Annotated in this window: 18 protein-coding genes; 5 read left to right on the top strand and 13 right to left on the bottom strand. The window is 67.6% G+C overall.

Translation table 11 applies throughout. The annotated features are described in order from the left end of the window. Positions 1–236: 236 nt before the first annotated feature. From ACFT2C_RS15470 to ACFT2C_RS15500, 7 genes are all read right to left on the bottom strand, one after another. On the bottom strand, positions 237–1,424 hold the full coding sequence (locus tag ACFT2C_RS15470; RefSeq protein WP_377207950.1) for a serine hydrolase domain-containing protein: 1,188 nt from the start codon (positions 1,422–1,424) through the stop codon (positions 237–239). A 370-nt stretch (positions 1,425–1,794) separates the two neighbouring features. Continuing rightward, complete coding sequence (locus tag ACFT2C_RS15475; RefSeq protein ID WP_377207951.1) at positions 1,795–2,757, bottom strand: glycoside hydrolase family 43 protein; 963 nt, start codon at positions 2,755–2,757, stop codon at positions 1,795–1,797. A gap of 2 nt (positions 2,758–2,759) precedes the next feature. Then, on the bottom strand, positions 2,760–3,551 hold the full coding sequence (locus ACFT2C_RS15480; RefSeq protein WP_377207952.1) for a carbohydrate ABC transporter permease: 792 nt from the start codon (positions 3,549–3,551) through the stop codon (positions 2,760–2,762). A gap of 133 nt (positions 3,552–3,684) precedes the next feature. After that, positions 3,685–4,560, bottom strand: coding sequence for a carbohydrate ABC transporter permease (locus ACFT2C_RS15485; protein ID WP_377207953.1), 876 nt, complete (start codon positions 4,558–4,560; stop codon positions 3,685–3,687). Between the two features lie 72 nt (positions 4,561–4,632). Beyond that, on the bottom strand, positions 4,633–5,943 hold the full coding sequence (locus tag ACFT2C_RS15490; RefSeq protein WP_377207954.1) for an ABC transporter substrate-binding protein: 1,311 nt from the start codon (positions 5,941–5,943) through the stop codon (positions 4,633–4,635). 91 nt (positions 5,944–6,034) lie between these two features. Next, positions 6,035–7,051 (bottom strand): LacI family DNA-binding transcriptional regulator, encoded by a 1,017-nt coding sequence (locus ACFT2C_RS15495; RefSeq protein WP_377207955.1) that lies wholly within the window; start codon positions 7,049–7,051, stop codon positions 6,035–6,037. Between the two features lie 139 nt (positions 7,052–7,190). Continuing rightward, entirely contained in the window at positions 7,191–9,635 is a 2,445-nt protein-coding gene (locus tag ACFT2C_RS15500; RefSeq protein ID WP_377207956.1) for a carbohydrate binding domain-containing protein, read from the bottom strand. Between the two features lie 143 nt (positions 9,636–9,778). On the opposite strand from ACFT2C_RS15500, the gene ACFT2C_RS15505 reads away from it, so the two are divergent. Further along, the gene (locus tag ACFT2C_RS15505; RefSeq protein ID WP_377207957.1) at positions 9,779–11,317 is read left to right on the top strand and encodes an alpha-L-fucosidase; all 1,539 of its coding nucleotides are present in this window, start codon (positions 9,779–9,781) and stop codon (positions 11,315–11,317) included. Positions 11,318–11,421: 104 nt separating this feature from the next. Here the strand turns inward: ACFT2C_RS15505 and ACFT2C_RS15510 are convergent, their stop codons facing one another. Next, positions 11,422–11,721 (bottom strand): LacI family DNA-binding transcriptional regulator, encoded by a 300-nt coding sequence (locus ACFT2C_RS15510; protein WP_377207958.1) that lies wholly within the window; start codon positions 11,719–11,721, stop codon positions 11,422–11,424. 109 nt (positions 11,722–11,830) lie between these two features. Next, complete coding sequence (locus ACFT2C_RS15515) at positions 11,831–13,327, bottom strand: RICIN domain-containing protein (protein WP_377207959.1); 1,497 nt, start codon at positions 13,325–13,327, stop codon at positions 11,831–11,833. Between the two features lie 235 nt (positions 13,328–13,562). Here ACFT2C_RS15515 and ACFT2C_RS15520 point away from each other — a divergent pair, with 235 nt between their 5' ends. Then, entirely contained in the window at positions 13,563–16,475 is a 2,913-nt protein-coding gene (locus ACFT2C_RS15520; RefSeq protein WP_377207960.1) for a hypothetical protein, read from the top strand. Here ACFT2C_RS15520 and ACFT2C_RS15525 read toward each other — a convergent pair. Further along, positions 16,450–17,169: a sigma-70 family RNA polymerase sigma factor gene (locus ACFT2C_RS15525; protein ID WP_377207961.1), complete on the bottom strand. Its 720-nt coding sequence runs from the start codon at positions 17,167–17,169 to the stop codon at positions 16,450–16,452. The two genes, ACFT2C_RS15520 and ACFT2C_RS15525, sit on opposite strands and share 26 nt — an antisense overlap. Before the next feature lie 220 nt (positions 17,170–17,389). On the opposite strand from ACFT2C_RS15525, the gene ACFT2C_RS15530 reads away from it, so the two are divergent. Both ACFT2C_RS15530 and ACFT2C_RS15535 read left to right on the top strand, forming a co-directional pair. Continuing rightward, positions 17,390–18,472, top strand: a complete 1,083-nt coding sequence (locus tag ACFT2C_RS15530) for a DNA polymerase IV (protein WP_377207962.1) — start codon at positions 17,390–17,392, stop codon at positions 18,470–18,472. A gap of 34 nt (positions 18,473–18,506) precedes the next feature. Then, positions 18,507–19,349: a TrmH family RNA methyltransferase gene (locus ACFT2C_RS15535; RefSeq protein ID WP_377207963.1), complete on the top strand. Its 843-nt coding sequence runs from the start codon at positions 18,507–18,509 to the stop codon at positions 19,347–19,349. On the opposite strand, the gene ACFT2C_RS15540 is transcribed toward ACFT2C_RS15535, so the two are convergent. The 3 genes from ACFT2C_RS15540 to ACFT2C_RS15550 all read right to left on the bottom strand — a co-directional run bounded on the left by ACFT2C_RS15540 (position 19,343) and on the right by ACFT2C_RS15550 (position 22,669). Beyond that, positions 19,343–20,083 (bottom strand): HAD family hydrolase, encoded by a 741-nt coding sequence (locus tag ACFT2C_RS15540; RefSeq protein ID WP_377207964.1) that lies wholly within the window; start codon positions 20,081–20,083, stop codon positions 19,343–19,345. The genes ACFT2C_RS15535 and ACFT2C_RS15540 overlap by 7 nt on opposite strands. 56 nt (positions 20,084–20,139) lie before the next feature. After that, entirely contained in the window at positions 20,140–21,000 is an 861-nt protein-coding gene (locus tag ACFT2C_RS15545; protein WP_377207965.1) for a PhzF family phenazine biosynthesis protein, read from the bottom strand. A gap of 178 nt (positions 21,001–21,178) precedes the next feature. Further along, the gene (locus tag ACFT2C_RS15550; protein ID WP_377207966.1) at positions 21,179–22,669 is read right to left on the bottom strand and encodes an aldehyde dehydrogenase; all 1,491 of its coding nucleotides are present in this window, start codon (positions 22,667–22,669) and stop codon (positions 21,179–21,181) included. Between the two features lie 198 nt (positions 22,670–22,867). Here ACFT2C_RS15550 and ACFT2C_RS15555 point away from each other — a divergent pair, with 198 nt between their 5' ends. Then, on the top strand, positions 22,868–23,680 hold the full coding sequence (locus ACFT2C_RS15555) for an IclR family transcriptional regulator C-terminal domain-containing protein (protein ID WP_377207967.1): 813 nt from the start codon (positions 22,868–22,870) through the stop codon (positions 23,678–23,680). Positions 23,681–23,717 lie beyond the last annotated feature (37 nt).

Below are 23,717 nucleotides of genomic sequence, written 5' to 3' on the forward strand. Positions count from 1 at the left end.
GACGCGGGGCTGCGTTCAGTGCCCGGAGCGAAATCGTCGCCAGTCGGTGACACGTAGATTGATTGGCCCTGCATTTCTTGATATCCCATCATTAATCGCGACCGTTTCCGGTAGCGAAGTTGGTGCGGCTACTTCAGATCGCTGCTCGTCGCGGACTGGGTGAAGAACGCGGCTCGCAACGCCACATCCGTTTGACTGCGACTGCGCTTTCGGTTGCGGTTCTCGTAACGCGGGTCCTAGGCGCCAGCCAAATCGGCGAGCGGCTCAGCCCAGCCCATCCGCGGGTCCGGTCGCGAGTCGTCCGACCACATCCCCGTGCACGTGTATGCAACGGCCATGTTCGACTCGGGATGGGCAAACCCGATGTTTCCACCAGCTCCGGGGTGTCCGAAAGTTCCACCGGATTCGAATCGCTTGCTCGCGAATTGCGAGCCCAACCAGAACCCCAGCCCGAACTCGGCAATCTTCTGGTTGGGCACGGTAGCCAGTTGAGGAACGGGGCCCAAACCCACAGTGCGTGGCTGGGTCACGAAGTCAAGCGTCTTTGGCGAGAGTATCCGAATGGAGTCGATCTCGCCGATGGTGGCGGCGTAGATCTTTGCCACCGAACGTGCGCTCGCGATTCCGCCTGCCCCGCCGAATTCCATCTGGTGTCCCTCGGCGGTGTTGAGAAACTCGGCCATGTCTGGAATTGACTGCACCTCCTCGAGTAGCTCGCTCACGACTGGATCAGACACATCCACTCCGTGTTGGGACCACAATTCACCAGGGCTGGTGGAGGGCAGATGGTTCAAGCGGCTGCGATGCGTGACGGTCGCCTCGCGATCCGCCGGCAGGCCGCCGATCCAGAAGTCGACTCCGAGCGGCCTGGCGATTCGCTCTGCGAAGAGTTCGCTCACGCTCTTTCCCGTCAACCGGCGAATTACCTCGCCATTGAGATAACCGAATGTGAATGGGTGGTACCACGACGCAGTCCCTGGCGCCCAAAGTGGTTCGGCGGCGGCTAGCGCCTCAGTGCAAAGCGCCCAGTTCGGTAGGTCACGGCTCTCGATCCCCGCACCAGAGGGAAAGAAGGGAAGACCAGCTGCATGGCTGAGGAAGTGAGCAACGGTGGTCTGATCCTTGCCCCGAACGCCGAATTCTGGCCATACAGACGACACCAGTTCATCGGGGTCGAGGTGGCCCTGTTCGATAAGCAACGCTGCGATGATCGCGATCATGCCTTTGGTCGTGGACCACAACACGAAAAGGGAGTCTCCGTCGATGGCAACGTCAGTCTCAGGGTCCGAGCCTGCCCAGAGATCGACAACCATGTGTCCCCCTTGGTAGACGCACAGCTGGGCGCCACCCGGATCGTCTGATTGTCCGCGCTCGAAGGCATCGGCGATTGGCTCGAAGCCTGGGGCAACATGGCCGTGAATCATGGGATGAGCTCCTCCGCTCGCAGACGTGTCCGGAGTTCTATTGCGTAACGGCAACCGCGACTATTGAGAGGGTCACTGGGCTCCACGGGAAAGTGGACCGTATAGGCGCCATCGATGACGCTGCTGAGGGGAACGAAGTGTATGTCCGGGGTGCGGATGGTGCGGTAGGTGCCTGCATTCCACCAGTTGTGCGTCCTGGTCTCATCTGGCGCCAAAGTCGTGGTGGCGTCACCGGCCGCGCCGCGTGCACCTTCGAGTGCGACGCGTCGTGAGATCAATCCAGCGCGATTCACCTGCGCTCTGGACAGTGCGGGACCCTCGCGGAGTGAGGTATCACGAGGACCCACGAAGCTAATCGGAACTTTCCGACTCACAGGATCTCCCGATCAGCTGGGATCCGGTAGATCCCGCTTGCCTCAGCCACGCGCTCGATGGTCAGCCGTTCGAAGGGAAGTTCGTTGGGCTGGTGGAAGATCAGAAAGCGATCGCCACGCGTTGCGAGCAGCATTGCGTGTCCACCATCAGCCGCGACCAGAGGTTGCGGTTGGTGCACCCACGGTCCGGTGATAAGACCCGTGGAGCTGCGAGCGACGCCGACCGAATAGCCCCCTTCGCCACCGCTCGACCAGAGCAGTGCCAGCCCCGCGTCGTCGTGAACGACGAAGGGACCATCAGTGATGTACGCGTGGTCGTCGTAGCCAGTTGCGGCATTGCGAAAGGGTCGAGTCCACGGCGCCTGCGAGGCAGTGAACAGCAGTGTCGGACTGCCGCGAGACGTTCGCAAGTCGTCACTGAGACGCTGCGCATAAATCGCGCCGTCCCCGGCCTGCAGCCATTCATGGCAGAAGACCAGCCATGGCGCACCGGACGGGTCCACGAACAGGGTGCCGTCAAGACACATCCACTCACTCGGCGTGACGGGTCCGTCGCTCCAGGGTTGGAACAGTCCGTCTGGTCCGGTTGCGGCCAGCACCTGGGTGCCCCGGCGGCCGGCGTGATCGGCGAAGGTCGCGAACATCCACCATGCGCCGTTGTAGGAATGTACCTCCGGTGCCCAGAATTGGGTTTCACCCCAAAATCCAGGACTCGGGCGAAAGGCGGGAAACGGTCCCGTCCACTGCTCGAGGTCGCCGCTCTCGTAACGATCGAACCCGACTCCCGGGCCGTTCCACGGGCTTGGATCCGTCGTCCCGAAGAGCAGGTAGCGGTCGTCGTACTCCACGATATACGGATCGCGGATGCGCAGCTCGGACCGATCGATCGCGTCGTGGCCGGGGTTGATCAACGTGGGGGAGTGGATTTTGCTTGCGTCGTGCGGTTGGTTGCGCGCCATTGTCACGACTTCACGGCACCCATCGTGAGTCCGCTTACGATGTTGCGCTGGAAGAAGGCAAACACGATGAGCAGTGGCGCGACTCCGAGCAACGCGGCCGGGAACAGCAAACTGGGGTCCAGGGTGTAACTGCCGACGAGTGAGTACGCATTCACCATCACCGTTTTCAGGGCGGGATCCTGGACAAAGACCAGCGGCACGATCAGGTCATTCCACACGCTGAGCGTCAGGAACGTGGCCAAGGTAGCCGTGACCGGTCGAAGTAGCGGGAACAGCACAACGAAGAACGTGCGAATGGGTCCCGATCCGTCGATAGCGGCCGCCTCCTCGAGCTCGATCGGAATCTGTCGGAAGAACGACGTGTAGAAGAAGATCGCGACCGGAAGGGTGATGGCGGTGTAGGTGAGGATAACTCCTGCGTAGCTGTTCAGCAGACCAAGGTCTCGAAGAAAGAGGTACAGCGGAGCGATCAGAACGAAGATCGGCACCGTCGAGCCGGCGATGAAGATGCGGTACACCCACGTCGTCCACGATCGGCTGATACGGGCGAGCGGGTAGGCAGCAAGTGATCCAACGACGATGGTCAAGATCAGTGTGCCGGCCAAGACAATGCTCGAACTCAGCAATCCCTGGGTGTAGTTCATTTTCGAATAGGCGTTCGCGATGTTGTCGATCGTCAGGCTCGCCGGCCAGCCAAGCGGATCGTTGATCACGTCCGAAGCAGGGCGCAACGACGTCACCACCGTGTAGGCGAACGGCGCAGAGATCAGAACCACCGCGATGGCCAAGATCACGTCGCCGATCCGCGATAAGGGTCCTCGACGCACTCGTCGTCCGAGACGGAGCTCATGCCGGGCGACGCCGAAGCCAGCTCGACGTTGCGCTCGAAGCGCCGTAGGGGTTGCCTTGATTGATGTGTTCGCCATGTCAGATTCGCTCCTCGCGACGTCGAAGAAGTGATTGGGTCACTCCGGCAAAGAGCACGACAACCACGAGAAGTAGGACGGAGATGGTCGCGCCGTACGCAAAGCTCCCCTGTCCTCCGAAGACCTTGGCGAAGATCAGCATGGTGAGGGTCGTGGTCGAGCCTGCTGGTCCACCATTTGTCATCACGAAGGGCAGCTCGAAGACTTTGAGGGACCCGATCAGCGACAGGGTCACACCCACGGTCGTCGCCGGGGCCAGAAGGGGCCACTCGATTGAGACGAATCTGCGCCAGCCTGCTGCGCCATCCACGCTCGACGCGTCGAGGAGTTCACTCGACATATTCATGTACCCTGCCAGGAAGATAGCGGCTGAATAGCCCGCGAACATCCAGATGTTGACCAGCGCGATCGCCCAGAGTGCGGTTGATGGATCGCCGAGCCACACGTGTGTGAGCGTGCTCAAACCGAGCGATCTCAGCAGCGAGTTGATCGCTCCGTCTGGCGCGAGAAGCGAATTCCAGACGAACGCTGCCATCACTGCCGACATCAGAGTTGGGACCAGAATAAGCGTGCTGCCCAGTTGTCGGACACGGGGCCGCATATAGAGAGCTCTGGCGAGGGCCAGACCGACCGCGTTCTGTGCGATGACGACTACCACGGCGTACGCAACCGTGATGCCCAGTGCTCGCATCACGTCGCCGTCGCTTGCCAATGCGGCGTAGTTCGCGGCTCCGACGAAGGCGCCAACATTGCCGATCTTGCTGTCCGTGACGCTCAAGACGAGCCCCTGCAGGAGCGGGTACACAATGACGGCGAGGTAGAGGGCAACGGCCGGAGCGATGAAGGCGACGGCTACGAGGGGTCTGCGGTGGATCATCGGTGTTCCTTCGATAGAACTGAACGGCAGGGGCCGATCTGGCTGCCAGTCGGCCCCTGCCACAGTTGCTCGCTACTTCGCGGGCTTGAGCTTCTCGTCGAGGTTCTTGACCGTCTCATCGATGCTCTGCTGACCGAGCCAGAGCGCCTGGACCTGCTCCTGCAGGGTCTTCTCGCCCGCAGCGCTCAGCCACGTGTTGGAAGGGAGGATGCGGTACCTTCCGTCGTTCACCGCGGCAACAAAGGTCGTTGTCGCGTCTCCGGACGGGGTGTCGCCGTCGGTGAACGGCGACACGGCATTCTCGGCCTGGAGGTAGAGCGAGGCGTTCTCACTCTCGGACCAGAAATCGACGTACTTCTCTGCGGCCGTCTTGACACTCGACTTCGCGTTGACGCTGAGCATCGTGCCCACGAACAGGTTCGCGTTCGAATCGTCGTTGTCAGTGGCCGGCCACGGGATGAACGAGTCGTCGAGCCCGGCCGTCGTGAACGTCGACTGGTTCCACGCACCCTGCACGTAGAAGGCGCTCTTGCCCGCCTGGAAGTCCGAGATGCCGGTGCTCCACTCATCGACGCCGAGCTCGCTCTTGAAGTCGACGAACCCCTTCGACTGCAGATCCATCATTTGCTGCAGCGATGACTCCCACGAAGAGAACGACGCCTTTCCTTGGACGAAGTCCGCGTCGAACGACGGGTTGTCCTGGTAGACCAGGGTTGCGGCAATCGCATTGATCACAGCGTCTCCCGTCCACCCACCCTTGTTGGGCAAAGACAGCGGCGTGATGCCGGCGTCCTTCGCCTTCTGGAGGTCCGCCTCGAACTCGGGCCAAGTCGTCGGGGTCCCTTCGATGCCTGCCTGCCGAAGCAGGGTGTTGTTGGCGAAGAGCGAGATGCCAATCACCTCCATGGGCATCGCATACGTCTTGCTGTCGTTCTCGATGAAAGGCTTGATCTCCTTGCGCACGCCGGTCACCCAAGGCTGGGAGGACAAGTCCTCGAGGTATCCGGACGATCCCCAGTCCTGAACCTTGGCCGAGTCGGTCATGAGGACGTCGGCGGTGTTGCCAGCGAGAAGTTCCGACTGCACACGCTGGGGATACCCAGATGACGGGATGAATTCGTACTTGAGTGTGATGTCCGGGTTCGCCTTTTCGAAGGCGGCGTTGATCTCGTTCACGTTCGCTGGCTCGGCGTCCCCGCCCTTCCAGCCATAAACCTTCAGGACGGTCTTTCCGTCGCTTGTGCTGCCGCCGGTCGACGTGCAGCCGGCGATGAGGAGGGTGGCTGCGGCGAGCACAGCCACTGCAACGAGGTGCCTCCGGCGTACTGGGGTGCCCCTAGCAGGGGCAATAGCCCCGCGAGCGTGGCTGGTTCTGTGATTCATGTCATCCTCTCCTTTGAGAATTTGTAGCGCTCCAAATGGCGTAGCTAAAGGATGCGCACCCCTGATCGTTTTGTCAAGTCAGCGGGACAATCTAGGACAATCCGGTTGATTCGCGCGCGACGAGGTGGAACGGAACGGTGAGTTGCTCCGGAGGCGAGTCTGGGTCGGCGAGTTGCTTGGCAAGAAGTCGGACAGCTTCACGCGCCATCCACTCCTTGTCGATGAAGATGGTGGACAGCGTGGGTGAGGCAAATCGGCCGTCTTCGATGTCGTCGATCCCGATCACCGCGACGTCCTCCGGCACCCTCAGCCCGCGTCGTCGAAGGGCCGACATCGCCCCCAGAGCGAGCAAGTCGTTCGCGCAGAAAAGCCCGTCGAATTCGATGCCCGCGTCGAGGAGCTCATCCACTGAGCGAGCGCCGTCTTCGCGAGTCCAATCTCGAACCCCTCCAACGGGCCCGGCTTCGCGCAAGCCGGCCTCCTGAAGTGCGAGGTGGAAACCTGCCTCACGCTCCGAGACTACAAACGGGTCACCGAAGGTCTTGTCGCCGATCATCACCAAGCGCGAGCGACCCTGATCCAACAGGTGCTTGGTGGCAGCATGCGAGATCGCCACTGAATCAATCCCGACCCGATCGACGGACGACAACTTCGATCGCTCGCCCAAGAGAACGAGCGGGGCGCGACCGCGCCTCTGCTCGATCTCCTCGTCCTCGATCACCGAGGGACTGAAGATGAGACCGTCGGCAGAGCCCAGGTTCCACGAGTCCGCAGCTTCTCGTTCGCGCTCCAACAGGTTGTCGGTCTGCTGAACGATCAGACGCATCCCCACTTCACCTGCTGCGGCCACCGCGGCTCGCGCCAACTCGGCGAAGTAGGGTTGCGCAAAATTCGGGATCGCAAGACTCACAAGACCCGTCCGCCCCGAAACGAGGTTCTGGCCGATTGCCTGTGGTCGGTAGCCGAGCTTGTCGATTGCGGCGTTGACGCGCTGCCGCATCGACTCCCGAACGTGCGGATGGTTGTTGATCACGTTCGAGACGCTGCTCTTCGAGACCTGCGCCTCGGCGGCGACGTCTTCGAGTGTTACTTGCCGACCCATTGCCATCCTTCGATCCTCCCCCGACTGCGCGTAGGGCCCCTCGGGCCGGCAGCTCATTTGGAGCGTACCAAACACAAGATGCGGCGGCGCCGCGGAAGGTGGCCGTGTCGCTGAGCTGCCGACACGGCCACCGTGAGGTGCTGACCTAGCCCACGGTCATGATTGCGAAGTCATCGCACACCCCGGCAGCTGATCCAGTGCCCTTGTAGCAATAGATGTTCGCCTGCGTGTTGGCAGTGCCCGTGGTGAATACCACCGCTCCGGGGGCGTATGTCGCCCCGGCAACGTTATGGAAGTACTCCGCGGCCCCGAACGACTTGACGCCGACAGAGATCTCCTCGCCTGACACGGCGTGCAGCCACCCGGTGAGAACGTATGTCTTGCCCGGTTGCAACCCGGTGATCGTCTGCTGCACACCGCTGTTCGCCACGCCCGTGGCGAGGCCGAACGAGCCGCTATGAGCAGCGGATGCCGTGACACTGACGCCCACCGCAGACGAGAGACCCCACGGTGTTCGCGAGCCGGTCTCGAAGCCTCCGTTCACGACCGGGTTTGCGGCGTTCGTCAGCTTGACGATGCTGAAGTCGTCGCAGAATCCCGCCCCAGACCCAGCGTTCTTGTAGCAGTAGACCGTCGCGGTCGTGCTGCTCGGTCCAGTGGTGAACGGAACGGTAGTGAGCGCCCACGTCGAGTCGGTCGACTGAGCGAAGGTCTCTGGGGCGCCGTAGTTCTTGACTCCGATGGCCACCTGTTCGCCGACGACCGCGACCTTGGTCCAGGCCGACAAGAGGTACGTGGTCGATGGGGCGAGCCCGGTGACTATATTCTCGACTCCGCTGTTCGCGTGGCCGGTCTGGAGGGCCGAGGTGCCGTTGAACCGCGTGCTGGTCGTGACGGACGATCCGGCGCCACTCAGGGTCCACGGAGTGATAGCCCCGGAGTCGAAGCTGCCATTTCGCACGAGGTTCGTATTGGCCTTCTCGTACGCGCCGATGCTGGGCACAGCCGCAATCGAGTTGCCGGCGAAGTCCCTGCCGCCGTTGGAGGCGATGGGCACACCAGCGCCCAAAGCCGGCGACGATTCCCGGGGCTGATAGGCAGTCGCGCCGATCGAGGCCTGCGCCGCCGATTCCAGAGGGCCGACTAGCTGGGGGTCCAGGTAGACCGACCCGGTTGTCGGCTCGTTGCCGTTGTGCGGCCCATAGAACAGGTTGTTGGCGAAGACCGAGCCGGTCGTGTACAGGTAGCCCCTGATCCCGTAGTTCAGCACCAGGTTGTTCCGGAACTTGTAGGAACCGGGCTGGGTGCCCCCGCTTCGCGTTCCGACCACCCAAGTCTGCTGTCCGGATGAGATGTAGATCGTGTTGTTGTAGATGTCCGGAAGGGGCGCGGACGAGCCGCTCAGATTGGGGATGGGGCCAGGGAAGTCAAACACGTTGTGAGTGCGGTTGAAGTTGCTCGTGATCGGGCAGCTGGCCGTGTTCGTGTCGTCTTCGCTCACGTTGTAGCGAACGACCGTTCCATCGCTCGGGGGGATGTTGCCGGTCTGCGGCATCATCATGAGAAAGCCGCCGGAGTTGTTGCGCGAGTAGTTGTACTGGATCGTCGTGTTGTGATTGCCCCAGTCGACGTCGTACGCCATGCCGTCCTGCTGGTTGATCGTGCAGGCGACCGAATTGTTCTGGATTATCGTGTCGTTGCTGCCTGCCACCCAGATCGATGCTGATGCCCCGTTGCAGACTTGGCCGGCCGGCGGGCAGCCGGCCATCGACTTCGACCCGCCGTACGCCGCATCGTTTCCGTCAATCAGCCCTCCGCTGCCGTTGACGATCAGAATGTCGTCGCCGCCCGAATACCGGATGTTGTTGTTCAAGATCCGAATGTTCGTCGGCTTGGGCGTCCCGTCGTTGGGGTTGTCTGGCGTGACCGCAACCGCGATGCGATCGACGTGGTCGAACGTGTTGTTGGCGACGGTGACGTCGTTCCAGGTGGAGGCGGGCGTGGTGTGGTCGGTCTGGATGGCGACACCCGCGTTCGAGGAGTACCAGCCGCCCGCCCATCCTGAGATGTTCCGAATGGTCATGTTGGTGATGGAGATGCCCGAGAGCGTCGTGCCGGAGGAGTTCTCGACCATCACCCCTGTTCTGTAGGCGGGAGAAGCTGCGGCATCTCGCACCTCGAGACCTGAGAGCTGCCACTGCTGAACGTTGAGGAGCTTGATTACCGCACCTACAACGCCGTTGCCGTCGATGATCGGCTTGGCGCCAGATCCATAGCTCGTGATGACGGCGGGGCTGCCTGACGCTCCCGAGCCCGACGGTGTCAGCTGTCCGACACAGGTCGTCCCGGCCTTGAACAGCACGCGTTCGCCCGGGCCGAACTGCAAGGAGTTCACCGGCGCCAGGGAGTTCCACGGATCCGCCTGAGTTCCCGAGCCGTTCGTACCGGCTGAGCAGTCGACGTAGTGGTCTGATCCTGCGGCGTTCGCCACCCAGACGTTGCTTTGCCCCGCCACGGTGAGGAGCGCGGCGGCGAGGAGCGCAAGCATCCCTCGGCGATATTTTGGACTTGTCAGCATGGGATGTTCCATTCTCCTTTGAACGGTACCGCGACTTGGAGCGCTCCAAGTCGCGGTACACTTTCTCCCAGAACGCCCAAGCTGTCAACCACCATGCGGGTCGACGACTGGTCGATACGACCTCGATTCGATGACGACCGCGAGAAGGATCCACAATGACGTTGCCCCCGATCAACCCGAGCGACCTGCCCGATCCGGTCGACGTCTCCGACAACACGGCGGCCCTGGCCGGCGTGAAGCAGGTCATCGAAGCCGGGCCCTACGAGGCGAGCTGGGAGTCACTCCAGAGCTACCGGGCTCCGCTCTGGTACCACGACGGCAAGTTCGGGATCTTCCTGCACTGGGGCGTGTTCTCGGTCCCCGCGTTCGAAGACGAGTGGTATTCCCGCAACATGTACCTGCAGGGCTCGAAGCCGTTCGAGCACCACGTCGCCACCTACGGGCCGCAGCGCACCTTCGGCTACAAGGACTTCATCCCGAGCTTCACGATGAACAAGTTCCAGCCCGACGACTGGGCCGCCCTGTTCAAGGAGGCGGGCGCACAGTTCGTAGTGCCGGTGGCTGAGCATCACGACGGGTTCGCCCTGTACGACACCGACCGTTCGCGGTGGAGTGTCACGCAGCTGGGGCCGCGCCAGGACGTGTTCCGCCAGCTCGGCGACGCCGTCGATCGCGCCTGGATGGTCTTGGGCGCCTCAAGTCATCGCGCAGAGCACTGGTTCTTCATGAACGGAGGGAGCCGATTCGATTCCGACGTTCGCGATCCCGCCTACGCGGACTTCTACGGGCCGGCCCAGCGAGAGGAGATCGCGCCGAATGAGCGCTTCCTCGAGGACTGGCTGCTGCGATGCGTCGAGATCGTCGACAAGTACCGACCCCAGATCTTCTACTTCGATTGGTGGATCGAGTCGGCCGCCTTCGAGCCGTATCTGCGTCGCTTCGCGGCGTACTACTACAACCGCGCCGCGGAGTGGGGCCGTGAGGTCGTCATCAACTTCAAGTGGGACTCCTTCGCGCCCGGAAGCGCCGTCTACGACATCGAACGCGGCGCCATGGGCGGCATCCGCGATGTCGTGTGGCAGAACGACACCTCGGTGTCGCGCACCTCCTGGAGCTGGGTCGAGGGACACGACTACAAGGGCGCCCACGAACTGATTGCCGAGCTGGCTGACACCGTGTCGAAGAACGGCGTGCTCCTTTTGAACATCGGACCGAGAGCCGACGGCGCCATCCCAGAAGAGGAACGCCGGCTCCTCCAGGCCATCGGGGCGTGGCTGACGCGAAACGGCGAAGCGATCTACGGCAGCCGACCGTGGACGATTCCCGGCGAGGGCCCGACCGTGGTCACGGTCGGCTCATTCGTTGACAGCTCCTCGCCCGAGTACACGGCCGCGGATGTTCGATTCACGACACGAACCCACGTCACCGGCGACTACGTGTACGCGACCTTGCTTGCCCATCCCGAGGATGGGGTCGCGCGAATCCGATCGTTTGGGAGCGGCGCCGGGCTCCTCGCACGAGGCATCCGGGAAGTTCGAGTGCTCGGTTCTCAGGATGAGGTTGCGTGGCAACAATCAGCTGAATCGCTCGATGTGACGCTGCCGACCCAATCGCAGACAGCCGCGGGCCCGGTCGTGCGGCTCTACCTCGAGGACGACACTCGGTCACCCCGGGTCGACTTCTTGCACGGATGACGTCGTCGGCCCAGTCTGCGCCGACAGTTCGTTCGGTTTAGCGGCCGCGGCTGGTCGGCCGTTGATCGATTGAAAGGGCGCTTCCGGGGTGAGCTGGATCGACCCTACCTTCCGGCCGAATACCAGGCGTCCCTGGCGACCTCCGCGAAGTACGGCTGGGCGAAGTTCGGGATCGCGAGGGCGACCTGTCCCGTCGAGCCGGACCGGAGGTTCTGGCCCATCGCCAGCGGCCGGTAGCCGAGCTTGTCGATCGCGGCCTGCACCCGTTCGCGCACGGCGTCCCGGACGTGCGGATGGTTGCGGATGACGTTCGAGACCGAGCTCTTCGAGACGCCGGCCTCGCGGGCCACGTCCAGCAAGCTGACGCGCGACTGCCCACCGTTCCGAGTGGCTTCCGAAGCCATGCGACCACCTCCGGATCGGGGTATGACGCGTTCCAAGCCGAGATGACAGCCCGGGAGGGGCGAGGCCCTCCGGCCCCGCCCTCGCCGTCCGCCCGTCAGGGGAGTGCGGTCACAGCGTCCAGTGCTGGTTGGCGCCCCCGTTGCACGGGTACTGCTTCAGCCGGACGCCGTTCGCCGTCGACGACGCCGGCACGTCGAGGCACTTGCCCGAGTGCCGCGCCACGATCTCGACGTAGCCGCCGCTCACGCTGCGCAGCTGCCACTGCTGGTTGGTGCCGCTGCCGCAGGTGTACTGGATGATCGCCGCGCCGTCGGCCGTCGAGGCGTTGTTGACGTCCAGGCACTTGCCGGAGTGCTGCGCGACGAGGTTGTAGTAGCCGTTGCCGAGGTTCTGCAGAGCCCACTGCTGGTTTGCCCCGCTCCCGCAGGTGTACTGGTCCACCTCGGCCGCGTTCGCCGTCGAGGCGCTGACCACGTCGACGCACTTGCCCGAGCTCTGGTTCACGATGTCGGTGACCGTGGCGCCGGCGGCGTTGCCCGCGTTCGGGTCGACGTTGTCGCCCCACGCCCAGCGCAGCTGGTTCGCGCCCGACGCGTTGCGGACCGTCAGCGAGAGGTCGGTGCCGCTGCCGCCCTTGATGTACATCGAATAGCCGTCGTAGCCGATGGTGCCGGGCTTGCCGCCGATCGCCGGCCAGTAGGTGCCACCCATCTGGTTCTCGCGCATGACGTCGGTGACCGCGCGGATGTGGCGCACGAAGTTATTCGTGCTGTTGGGGTCGCCGTAGTTCAGGCCGGTGTTCATGGCCGCGCCGAACTCCGTCATGACGGCGCGGGAGGCGCAGTTCCCGAGGCGGGTGATGACGTGGTTGCGCCAGCCCTCGTAGGTGTTGTCCCCGTAGAAGAACGCGTAGTGGTGGTAGGACAGCAGCGTCCCGCTGAAGCGGCTGTCGTTGCACACGTCCCGCAGGTCCTGGCTGTAGCCGACGCCGCCGATCAGGACGCGGCTGGGCACCGCCGAGTAGTGGTAGTCGAGCCAGTCGGCGGCGACGTCGCGCCACTCGGCGGAGCTGTAGCCGTGCGGCTCGTTCATCGGCTCGAAGTACACGTTGGTGTTGGACCCGTACTGGTACGTCACCGTGGACCACATGGTGTTCCACGCAGCGTAGTTCGTGATCCGGCCGCCGGAGGCGGCGCCGTCCTCCCAGTAGGCCAGGATGACCTTGAATCCGCGGGCCGTCGCGGCGTCGATCGCGCCGCGGTAGTTGTTCCACCAGGCCGTGCCGACCGTGTGCGTGTTGATCGGCAGCCGGACGGTGTTGACGCCGAGCGTGCTCGCCATGTCGTCGTACACGGCGTTGGCCTTGGCCTGGACGGTGGCGTAGCTGTCGGAGCTGCTCAGGCCGTCGAGGACGAGCGGCCCGGTGCTGAAGTTGTCGCCCAGCACCGCCCAGTTCATGCCGCGGAAACCGCTGGTGGCGGCCGTGGCCGGGGCGGCGAGGGACAGCGCGGTGATCGGGAGCAGGACGAGGGCGGCCAGCATGCCGACCGCTCGCCGGAAGAGCGGCCGCCAGGCGGGCGGAGTAGTGCGATGACGTGCGTTCATGGTGTCGACCTATCTCGTGCGCCGTTGCACGTAGCGGGACCCGAACTGTGGGCGATGCGGACATCAAACTATTAACGTCAACATCGGCGCAATTCTCGCGTTTCGCCCGCACGAGGTCAAGAGCGCGGACCACCTGACCAGCGGCGACGCGTGTCCTGCGGGATTCCCGCAGGATGTGGCCGGGCGCGCGTGGCGCGGTGCGCGGGGACGACCCGCTGCCCTACTTTTGGGCGCTATGGAAAGCGCGCCGCCCGGCACTCCGACCAGTCCGCAGCCACCCGGCCCGCAGGAGCCCGGCCCGGAACGGCCCAGCCTGGAACGGCCCAGCCCGGAGCCCGCCATCCTGGAGCTGCGGATCCACGGCATCGCGAACGAGCTGCCGTACGGCGCGCTCGACCTGCCCCGCGGCGAGGTGACCCAGTCCGACGGCGACGGCCTGGGCAGCTTCTGGATCCCGACCCGTGCCGCCGAGGCGCGAGACAAGGCCCTCCCGCCGGGGCACGTCCACGCGATCCGGCCCGACGTGCGCCGCGAGGCCTACTCGTGGGGCGCGATGGCGCGGCTCGGCGGCATCCCGTTCGGCGGACTGCTGGGCGTGGTGGGCAAGCTCGCGGTGCGTCTCCTGTGGGCGGCGATGGTCCCGTTCGGCCTGGTGAACGCTGCGTACTGGGCACGCCGCATCCCGGACCCCGAGCCCGGCGCGCACGGGGCGCCCGGCGCGCGGGAGGCGCACGGCCGCTCGGGCAGCCTGCGCCCCGAGGCGACCGCCGCGCTGACCCGGGTGTTCGCGCTCGGGCTGACGCTCCTGTTCGTCTCGGCCGTGGCCACGGTCTCGCTGTCCGTGCTCGGCACGCGCTGCATGGGCCTGGCGACGGCGGGGGCCGACTCCGTCGTCCCCGTCTGCGCGCGCCTGCCCGCCGCGCTGTACGGCCTGGCCCGGATGGACGTCGGCGACCGTCTTGCGCTGCTGTCCCTCGTGCCGGTGCTGCTGGTCGGGGTGCTGGTGGCGGTGGCGCACAGCGGCCAGGTCCGGTTCGAGTCGAAGTTCTCGGTGATGCGTGCCGGGGGCACCGTGCCGCCGTCGGGCCCGCCGCTGTACCGGGCCGGCTTCTGGACGCAGCGCTCGGGCTCGGGCCTGCTGTGGGCGCACCTCGGCGCGGCCCTCGGGCTGACGGGGCAGTTCCTCACCTGGACCCGGTACGCCGACGCCGGCCTGCCGATGCCCGGCCTCCCCGTGGCGGGCCTGGTGGTGATCCTCGGGGCGTGCGCGTTCGTCGCCCTGCGCACCGACGACGATGGCGTCCAGGCCGTCACCTCCCGCTGGAAGGGCCGGGCCGGTCTCGGGGTGTTCGCGGCCGGGCTGATCGTCTGGCTGGTGGCCTTCATCGCCTGTGTCGCGGGGCCGCAGCCGGCGGTCATGCCCGCCCTGATCGGCCTGGACCTCGTGCCCGCGCTGCTCGGCGTCGGGCTGTTCGGCATCGCGGCGACCGGGCTGGCCTGGCGCACCGCGCGCAGCACCGCGGCCGTCGCCGCCTGGACCGCCGTACCGGTGGTCGCCACCGCGTGCGTGGCGGTGGTGCTGGTGACCGAGCCGGGCGCGCCGCTGCGCCACCCGCTGGTCGCGGCCGCGGTGCTCGCCGTCCTGAGCCCGGTCGCGGTGGTGCTGGCGGCGATCCTGCAGCGGCGTCGTACCCAGGAGGGCTGGAACGGCGCGGGACCTGGCGTGTTCCTGCTGGTGTCCGCCGCGGCGGCCGCCGTGTACTCGAGCCTGCTCGTGCTCGGCGTGCAGTGGTTCCTGCGCGAGGGCGAGCACGCGGCGCCAAAGCCCCTCGGGGACGGCCTGGTCGGCATCCCCCGCGGCGTGGCCGACGCCGAGCTCGTGCGGGTGCCGCCCGTGTACACCGAGTTCGGGACGGCGTCCGTGGTGATCGCGCTGGTGTTCCTGGTGCTGGTCGTCGTGGCGCTGGGCGGGCCCTACGTCTTCGACGCGGTCCGCTCCCGGGCGCTGTGGATCCCGGGCGCGCCGCGCACGCTCGGGCCGCAGTACGGCCCGGCGGTGCCCGCGTGGCGGGCGGTGGCCGACGCCCCGGACCCCGACGGCGGCCCGAACCCCGTGCTGGAGCGCGTGCTGCGCGGCCGGCAGGTCGCGGCCATGTCGCACCGGGCGGAGCTCGCCGCCGGCGCCCTGGCGGCGGCCGCCTACGTCGCGGCCCTGGTGGCCCACATCCCGCTGATCGCCCAGCACGACGACACCGGCACCGTCCAGGTGCCCACGTGGCTGTCCGGCCTGGCGGTGCCGGCCCTCGGGGTGCTCGCGACGACCCTGGTGGTGAGCGCCATGGCGGCCGGCGCGGGAGGCGGCCCGGCGCGCCCGTGGGGCCTGCTCTGGGACCTTCTGTGCTTCCTGCCGCGCAGCGCCCACCCGTTCGGCCCGCCGAGCTACGCCGAGCGGGCGGTGCCCGAGGTGCGCTCCCGCGTCGACGCCTGGCTCACCGGCGCCGACATCGCCGACGACGCCGAGCGCGAACGGGTGGCCCCCACACGGCGCGTGGTGCTGTCCGGCCACTCGATGGGCGGCGTGCTGGCCGCGGCGGTGATCCTGATCCGGGCGGGCAACCCTCTGCCCGACACCACGGACGGCCGCGTCGGCCTGCTGACCTACGGCATGCAGCTACGCCCGTTCTTCGGGCGGTTCTTCCCGGACCTCCTCGGCCCGACGACGATCGGCACGCCACCGTGCACCGGGCCGGCCTGGTCGGCGGACCCGTGGGGCGGCCAGGTGCGGGGTACGGCGGCGACGCCCACGGGCGCGGCGGGGGGTTCCGGACCCGGGGCTGCCCCGGCGGCGCCGTTGACGCCGGAGCGCCCCGAGCCCGGCTCGGGGGAACAGGTCACGCTGGTGTCACTGCTGACCTGCGGTGCGAAGCCCGCATGGGTGAACCTGTGGCGGCGCACCGACTTCCTGGGCTTCCCGGTGGTGGGCTACGGGGTGAACGAGATAGACCGCGGGGCGGAGGAGATGGACCGGTCGGCCTATCTCTTCGCCGTGGCGGCCCACGCGGGCTACCAGTCGTCGTGGGCGTACCACGCGGCGCTGGACGAGGTGATCGCTCGGCTGAGGGTCACGCGGCGAGGGGAGCCGGGCTGACGACGTCGCGCAGCCGGGCCAGCGCGCTCTCGAGGATCTGGGCGACGCGCTCCTTGGTCACGCCAAGGCGGCGGCCGATCTCGTCGAGGGTGCGCGTGGTGCCGTCCAGGAGCCCGAAGCGCATCTCCAGGACGCGGGCCTCCACGGCGTCGAGGTGCCGCAGGGCCTGCCGGACGCGGCGGCGCAGCATGGTCTGCTCGAGGGTCGGCCCGCTCTGGCTCGCCGACTCGGCCTGCTCGGCGGCGGCGACCGCGCGGACGATGGAGCGGCGCACCCAGCGGTGGGCGTAGGCGGCGAACGTGCCGTGCGCGGGGTCGTACGAGTCGGCGGCGCGCACCAGGCCGACGTTGCCCTCCTGCACCAGGTCCATGAACGGCATACGGCCGGAGTAGGTGGTCGCGATGGTCGGCACGAGGCGGAGGTGGGCGAGGACGAGGCGCTCCTTCGCGTATTGCCCGTCCTTGACCCGCGCTTCGAGCTGTACGCGGAAGCTGGGGGAGACTGCGGTGGAGCTGAGGGTCCGTGCGGCGTCCGCGCCGGCGACGGCCCGCTCGAGGAGAGACTCGAGCTGCGCGTCGTCCAGCGACGGCGTGCGCTCGATCATTGCCGCGTAGGACTGGGGCAACGCTGGGTGCGGGGTGGGTTCCTTGCTGCGGCGGGCGCGGGACGACCGGTGATTTCGGGTAGTTCTCATCACAACTCTCCTCACGAGCGGGACGAACTTTCCTTGCCCGGAGAATATGGAGTCTTGGTGCCCCGAGGGAAGGGGGAAGGATTTCGCTCTCAGAGATAACGGGACGATAACGGCGTCCCAGCGCGGCCGTGCGCGGAACTCGGGTTCCAGGCGTCGGCAGCGACCTGCGAGGTCGCGCCGAGCACATGACAGCGCAGACCCGTCCCGGAAGACTCGTGCCATGGGCCCGCGCGCCGTCCGCTGGGTGTTGCACGTCGACCTCGACCAGTTCCTGGTCGCGGTCGAGGTGCTGCGCCGCCCGGAGCTCGCCGGGAAGGCGGTGATCGTGGGCGGGCGCGGCGACCCGGCCGAGCGGGCGGTGGTCTCGACGGCGTCGTACGAGGCGCGGAAGTTCGGCGTCGGGTCGGGCATGCCGCTGCGCGTCGCGGCCCGCAAGGTGCCGCACGCGATCATCCTGCCCGTCGACCACGAGGTCTACCTCGAGGCCTCCGGGCACGTGATGGACACCCTCCGCGGGCTCGGCATGGTGGTCGAGGTGCTCGGCTGGGACGAGGCGTTCCTCGGCTGCGACGCCGACGACCCGGAGGCGGTAGCCCGCCGGGTGCAGGAGGCGGTTCTCGCCGCCACCGAGCTGCACTGCTCGGTCGGCATCGGCGACAACAAGATCCGCGCGAAGATCGCCACCGGGTTCGGCAAGCCGGCGGGCGTCTTCCGCCTCACCGAGGACAACTGGTTCGACGTGATGGGCCGGCGGCCCACGATCGACCTGTGGGGCGTCGGGTCCAAGGTGTCCAAGCGCCTCGCCGCGCACGGCATCGACACCGTCGCCCACCTCGCCGCGGCCGACGGCGACGTGCTGGTCGCCGAGTTCGGGCCCCGCATGGGCGCCTGGTACGGCGACCTGGGGCGGGGGCGCGGCTCCGCCGTCGTCGACGACACGCCCTGGGTGGCGCGCGGGCACAGCCGCGAGACCACCTACCAGCGCAACCTCACCACGCCCGAGCAGGTGGAGGCGGCGCTGCGGGACCTCGTCACGCAGGTGCACGCCGACACCGAGGCGGAGGACCGGCCGGTCTTCCGGATGGGCCTGAAGGTGCGCTACGCGCCCTTCTTCACGCAGAGCTACTCGAAGAAGCTCCCCGCGTCGACGCGGTCGCTCGCGGAGATGACCGCCGCCGTCCTCGCCCTCGCGGCGGGCATGGAGCCCGGCCGCGAGGTGCGCCTGCTCGGCGTGCGCGCCGAGATGGTGATGCCCGACGGCGGTGACCCCCTCGAGCGCACGCCCGTCCGCGGGCGGATCTGACGGCCCGGGACGACAGGTCAGGGAGAATGCACGGGTGACCACCCTCGACGTCGTCCGCATCGACGACCCCACCGACGAGCGCCTCGCCGACTACAACAGCCTCACCGACGTCGTGCTGCGCTCCAAGCACGAGCCGGCCAAGGGGCTCTACATCGCCGAGAGCTCGACGGTGATCCGGCGGGCGCTCGCCGCGGGCCACCGGCCGCGGTCGTTCCTCATGGCGCCGAAGTGGCTGGACTCGATGACGGACCTGATCGCCGAGACGGGCGCGCCGGTCTACGTCGCCGAGGAGCCGCTGCTGAAGGCGATCACCGGCTTCCACCTGCACCGCGGCGCCCTGGCCGCCATGCACCGGCCGCCGCTGCCCGGCGTGGACGAGGTGCTCACGAGCGCGCGCGGCGGGGCGGGGGCGCGCCGCGTCGTGATCCTCGAGGACATCGTCGACCACACGAACGTCGGTGCCGGGATGCGCGCGTGCGCGGCTCTCGGGGTGGATGCCGTGCTGTTCACGCCGAGCTGCGCGGACCCGCTCTACCGACGGGCCGTCCGGGTCTCCATGGGGACCGTCTTCCAAGTTCCGTGGACGCGGATCGATCCGTGGCCGAGCGGCATCCGGACCCTGCACGAGCATGGCTTCAAGGTGGCAGCGCTCGCGCTGGAGGATGATTCGATCTCGCTGGACGACCTGGTGGCCGACCCGCCGGAGAAGCTCGCGCTGGTTCTCGGGACGGAGGGCGACGGCCTGAAGCCCCGGACGATCGCCGAGTGCGACATGACCGTCCGGATCCCGATGTCCGGGGGAGTGGATTCCCTGAACGTCGCCTCGGCGGTGGCGGTCGCTGCCTGGGCCACGCGTGTGCCGGACGGCGATCACTGAACCGCTACGTTCTCGGCGAGGAGCGCGGGCAGCTCGGCGAGCGAGGTGATCCGCATGGGGCCGTCCGGACCCGGCTCGGTTCCGCTCCGGTCGAGCCAGATTCCGGTGAGTCCGGCGGCGTCGGCCGCCCGGGCGTCATTGTCGGCCAGGTCACCGACGTAGGCGACCGCTTCGGGCGGCAGGTCGAGAGCGGCGCAGGCGACGTGGAACGCCGCGGCCGCGGGCTTGGCGACACCGAGCTCCTCGGCGCAGGCCAGCACCTCGAAGCGGTCGCGGATGCCCAGGGCGCGGAGCTTCTGATCCTGCTGGAAGGCGGCATTGTTGGAGAGCACCCCGTGCCGGTATCCGGCGGCGAGCGCGTCCAGCGCCGGGACGGTGTCGGGAAACGCCCGCCAGTGGTGCTGATAGGCGCCCAAGTAGCCGCCGAACCAGGCATCGGCCTCGTCGTCGGTGAACGCCCGGCCCGCGAGGGCGCGCGCCCGCTCCCGCCGCTGGTCCTGGAAGGTCAACGCCCCGTCGAGGTAGCGCCGCACGAACGCCTCTGACACCTCGTGCCAGTGCGCGGCGGCCTCCTCCTCGGAGCCGTACCGCTCCAGCAGCCCTTCGGACGCGAGGTGTTCGAGCGCCGCGAGCCGCTCCGCACCCGAATGGTCGAACAGGGTGTCGTCGACGTCCCACAACACCGCGGCGATCCCCCGGTCACCGCTGGTGGCGTTCGGATAGCGACCGCTCATGGGCGACAAGAAGATCGGCTGAGGAGAATCACCTGCGGAACGCTACTCGGCCCCGATCAGAGCGCCAACGTGTCGCGGGAGCTGACGATCGCGGTACCGCCGAGGCGGATCCCGGCGCGCGAGCCCGCCGGTGCGGCCGCGGTGATCGCGGCGGGGCTCCCGAGAGCATCGCCCATATCCACGGTGATGGAGCTGAGGCCCTGTCCGGCGAGCAGGGCGGCAAGGCAGGCGGTGCTGTTGGCATTGGCGATGTCCTCCTCGACGCCGATCGAGGGCGCGAACATGCGCGCCGCCAGACGACTGCCGCTGTCGGGGCGGCTGTAGACGTAGCAACCGAGCAGCCCCAGCCGGTCGCAGACGGCACGGAGCCCGGTGAAGTCCGGTTCGAGCGCCGCCAGCGCCGATCGGGACCCGAGCGGCACCAGCATTCGCTCGCGCCCGATCGAAGCGATACTCGCTCCGGGGACGGCGTCATCCGGCGCGATGCCCAGTGCCGCCAGCACCGGTCGGAGCTCTTGAGGGCGCGGTTCGCGAAACTCGACGGGCCCGGTCTCGAAGCCGGCGCGAAGCTGCCCCCCGTCATTCTGGGACCAGCCGGTGAAGGCGCCGGCGGCAGTGCGCAGCACACCACGGAAGCGCTGATTCCCGGCGAGGAAGGCGAGGGCGGCGATCGTCCCGTGCCCGCATGCCGGCAGCTCGCCCTCGGCGGTGAAGAACCGCAGCGCGGCCCGGCCTTCGCCAGCGGCAACGAAAACGGCGTGGGAAGCACCGGTCATCAGCGGGATGCGGCGACGCTCATCGTCGCTCAAGGGCGTCTCCTCGACCACCGCGGTCGTGCTGCCGCCCCGGCCATCCCGCAGACACGAGCGAACGATCGCGACGCGCGGCACTCGCCCGTTCATGGGCGGCAACAGCATCGACGAAGGACCAGCATCGATCGAAGACTACTCGCGTCCCGCTCCCGTGTAGGCCAACGCTTGCACGACCGCGGCGCTGGTCGGCGTCATGGGCATCGCTCTGGACCAGCTACTCGCTGGGGTCAGTCTTCCGCCGCAGTCGCACAGTCACCCACGCTGACGTCAGACGTGGTCTCCCCTAGATCGGGTAGTGGCGCGACCCCGACTGGATCGTGATCCAGCGCAGCTCGGTGAACTCCTCCAGCGCGGCCCGAGAACCGAACCTGCCCCAGCCGCTGGCGCCGACGCCGCCGAACGGCATCTGCGGCTCGTCGTGCACCGTGGCCCCGTTGATGTGGCAGATGCCGGACCTGATGCGCCGGGCCACGGCAAGCGCGGCGGTGACGTCGCGGCTGAACACGGCGGCCGACAGGCCGTACTCGGTGTCGTTGGCGACCGCGACCGCCTCGTCCGCGCCGTCGACCTCGATGATCGCCACGACCGGGCCGAAGGACTCCTCGGTGTAGATGCGCATCTCGGGCGTGACGCCGCGCAGCACGGTCGGGCGTACGTACAGGCTGTCGGCCGTCCCGCCGGCGAGCACCTGCGCGCCCTTGGCCCTGGCATCCTCGATCAGGTCGATCACGTGGTCGCGTGCCCGGGTGTGGACGAGCGGGCCGAGGTGCGCGTTCGGGTCGTCGGGGGCGCCGACGACCAGGCTGTCGGCCTTTCGTGCCAGCAGCCCGGAAAGCTCGGCACCGACGGTGCGGTCGACGATCACGCGTTCGGTCGACATACAGATCTCGCCCTGGTTCATGAATGCCCCGAAGCTGGCGGCGGCCACCGCCTCCGTCAGGTCCGCGTCGGCGAGGACGACGAACGGCGCCTTGCCTCCCAGCTCAAGGACCACGCGAGTCAGATAGCGGCCGCCAAGCTCTCCGATGACCCGTCCAACCTTGGTCGAGCCGGTGAAGTTGACGCGCTTGACCTCGGGATGGGCGATGAGCGCCTCGACGACGCCGGGTGCGTTCTCGGGAGCGTTGCTGATCAGGTTCACGACGCCGGCCGGTGCGCCGGCGTCGTGCAGCGCCTGCACGATCGCGGCCTGGGTCAGCGGCGCCTGCTCGGAAGCCTTGAGCACCACGGTGTTGCCGTAGGCCAGGGGCATGGCGATCGACCGCACTCCGAGGATGAGCGGAGCGTTCCATGGTGCGATACCGACGACGACGCCGACGGCCTGGCGGACGCCGAGCGCAGTGAGCCCGGGGACGTCCGACGGGATGACCTCGCCCACGGCCGAGTACACCTGGGCGGCCGCCTCGGCCAGCATGCCGGTCGCGACGTGCACGTTGAACCGGCACCACGGTGCGGTGGCGCCCATCTCCCGCCCCATCAGCGCGACGATCTCGTCGGCCCGCTCGCTCAGCAGGCCGGCGGCACGCTGCAGGACGTCGCGGCGCGCGGCGGGGGCGATGGTCGACCAGGACTCGAAGGCAGCGGCGGCTGCCTCGACGGCCCGGTCCGCGTCGGCGACCGACGCGGCGGCGACGTGGGCGATCGGCTCGCCGGTGATGGCCTGGACGGTCTCCACGTAACGGCCGTCCTCGGCCGGGACGTGCCGGCCTGCGATGAAGAGGTCTGACGTGCGCACGCCGGTGGCGGTCCCGGCCTCGCGCTCGGTTGGTGACATCGATGTCTCCTCGGTGGGTGCGGCCGCCGTCGTCGTCGAGCGGCGGAACGTTGGCTGGTGCGGGTCGCAAGCCATCGTGACAGGCAGCGGTTGACCGCGTCGGCCGATCCTGACAGTGTTCTCTCTGAGCACGTTCGTTCGGATGCCGCACACTCTATCGTGCCGCGCGGTGCTCCAGGACGAGCCGAGGAGGGCCAGATGGCCGACGAGACGAGCGGTGCCGGCACGAGCCCCGACGACGTGGCAGCGCGTTCGCCTGAGTTCGTGCAGTCGCTGGAGCGCGGGCTGGCGGTGATCCGCGCGTTCGACAGCGAGCGGCCGTCGCTCACCCTGAGCGACGTGGCCCGGGAGGCGTCGCTCAGCCGCGCCTCGGCGCGCCGGTTCCTGCACACGCTGGTCGAGCTCGGGTACGTCGCGACGGACGGGCGTGAGTTCTCGCTCCGGCCGGCCGTGCTCGACCTGGGGCATGCCTATCTCTCGAGCCTCACGCTGCCCGAGATCGCGACGGTGCACCTGCAGGAGCTCTCCGAGCAGGTCGGGGAGTCGTCCTCGGTGGCGGTGCTCGACGGCGCGGACATCGTCTACGTGGCGCGTGTCGCGACGCGCCGGATCATGAGCGCGGCGATTCGCGTGGGTACCCGGTTCCCGGCCTACGCGACGTCGATGGGGCGTGCGATTCTCGCCCACGCCGAGCCGGCGGTGCTGGACGCCTACCTCGCCGCGACCGAGCTCGAGCCGCTGACGTCGCGGACGATCACGAAGCAGCGGGACCTGCGCGCGGAGCTGGTGCGGGTCCGGGAGCAGGGCTGGGCGCTGGTGGACCAGGAGCTGGAGGAGGGACTGCGGTCGGTCGCAGCGCCGCTGCGGGACGGTACGGGGCGCGTCGTCGCGGCGGTGAACGTCTCCGCGCCGGTGCGCCGTGGCGAGATCGCCGAGATCCTGGAGTACCTCCTGCCTCCGCTGCTGAAGGCGGCCGCGGCGATCGAGGCCGACCTCGCCCGGATGCGCTAGGGAGTATGGGCTGACGGCGTCGCCGTGACCAGCCCAG

It is taken from the genome of Promicromonospora sp. NPDC057138, from assembly GCF_042670845.1.
Classification (GTDB): domain Bacteria; phylum Actinomycetota; class Actinomycetes; order Actinomycetales; family Cellulomonadaceae; genus Promicromonospora.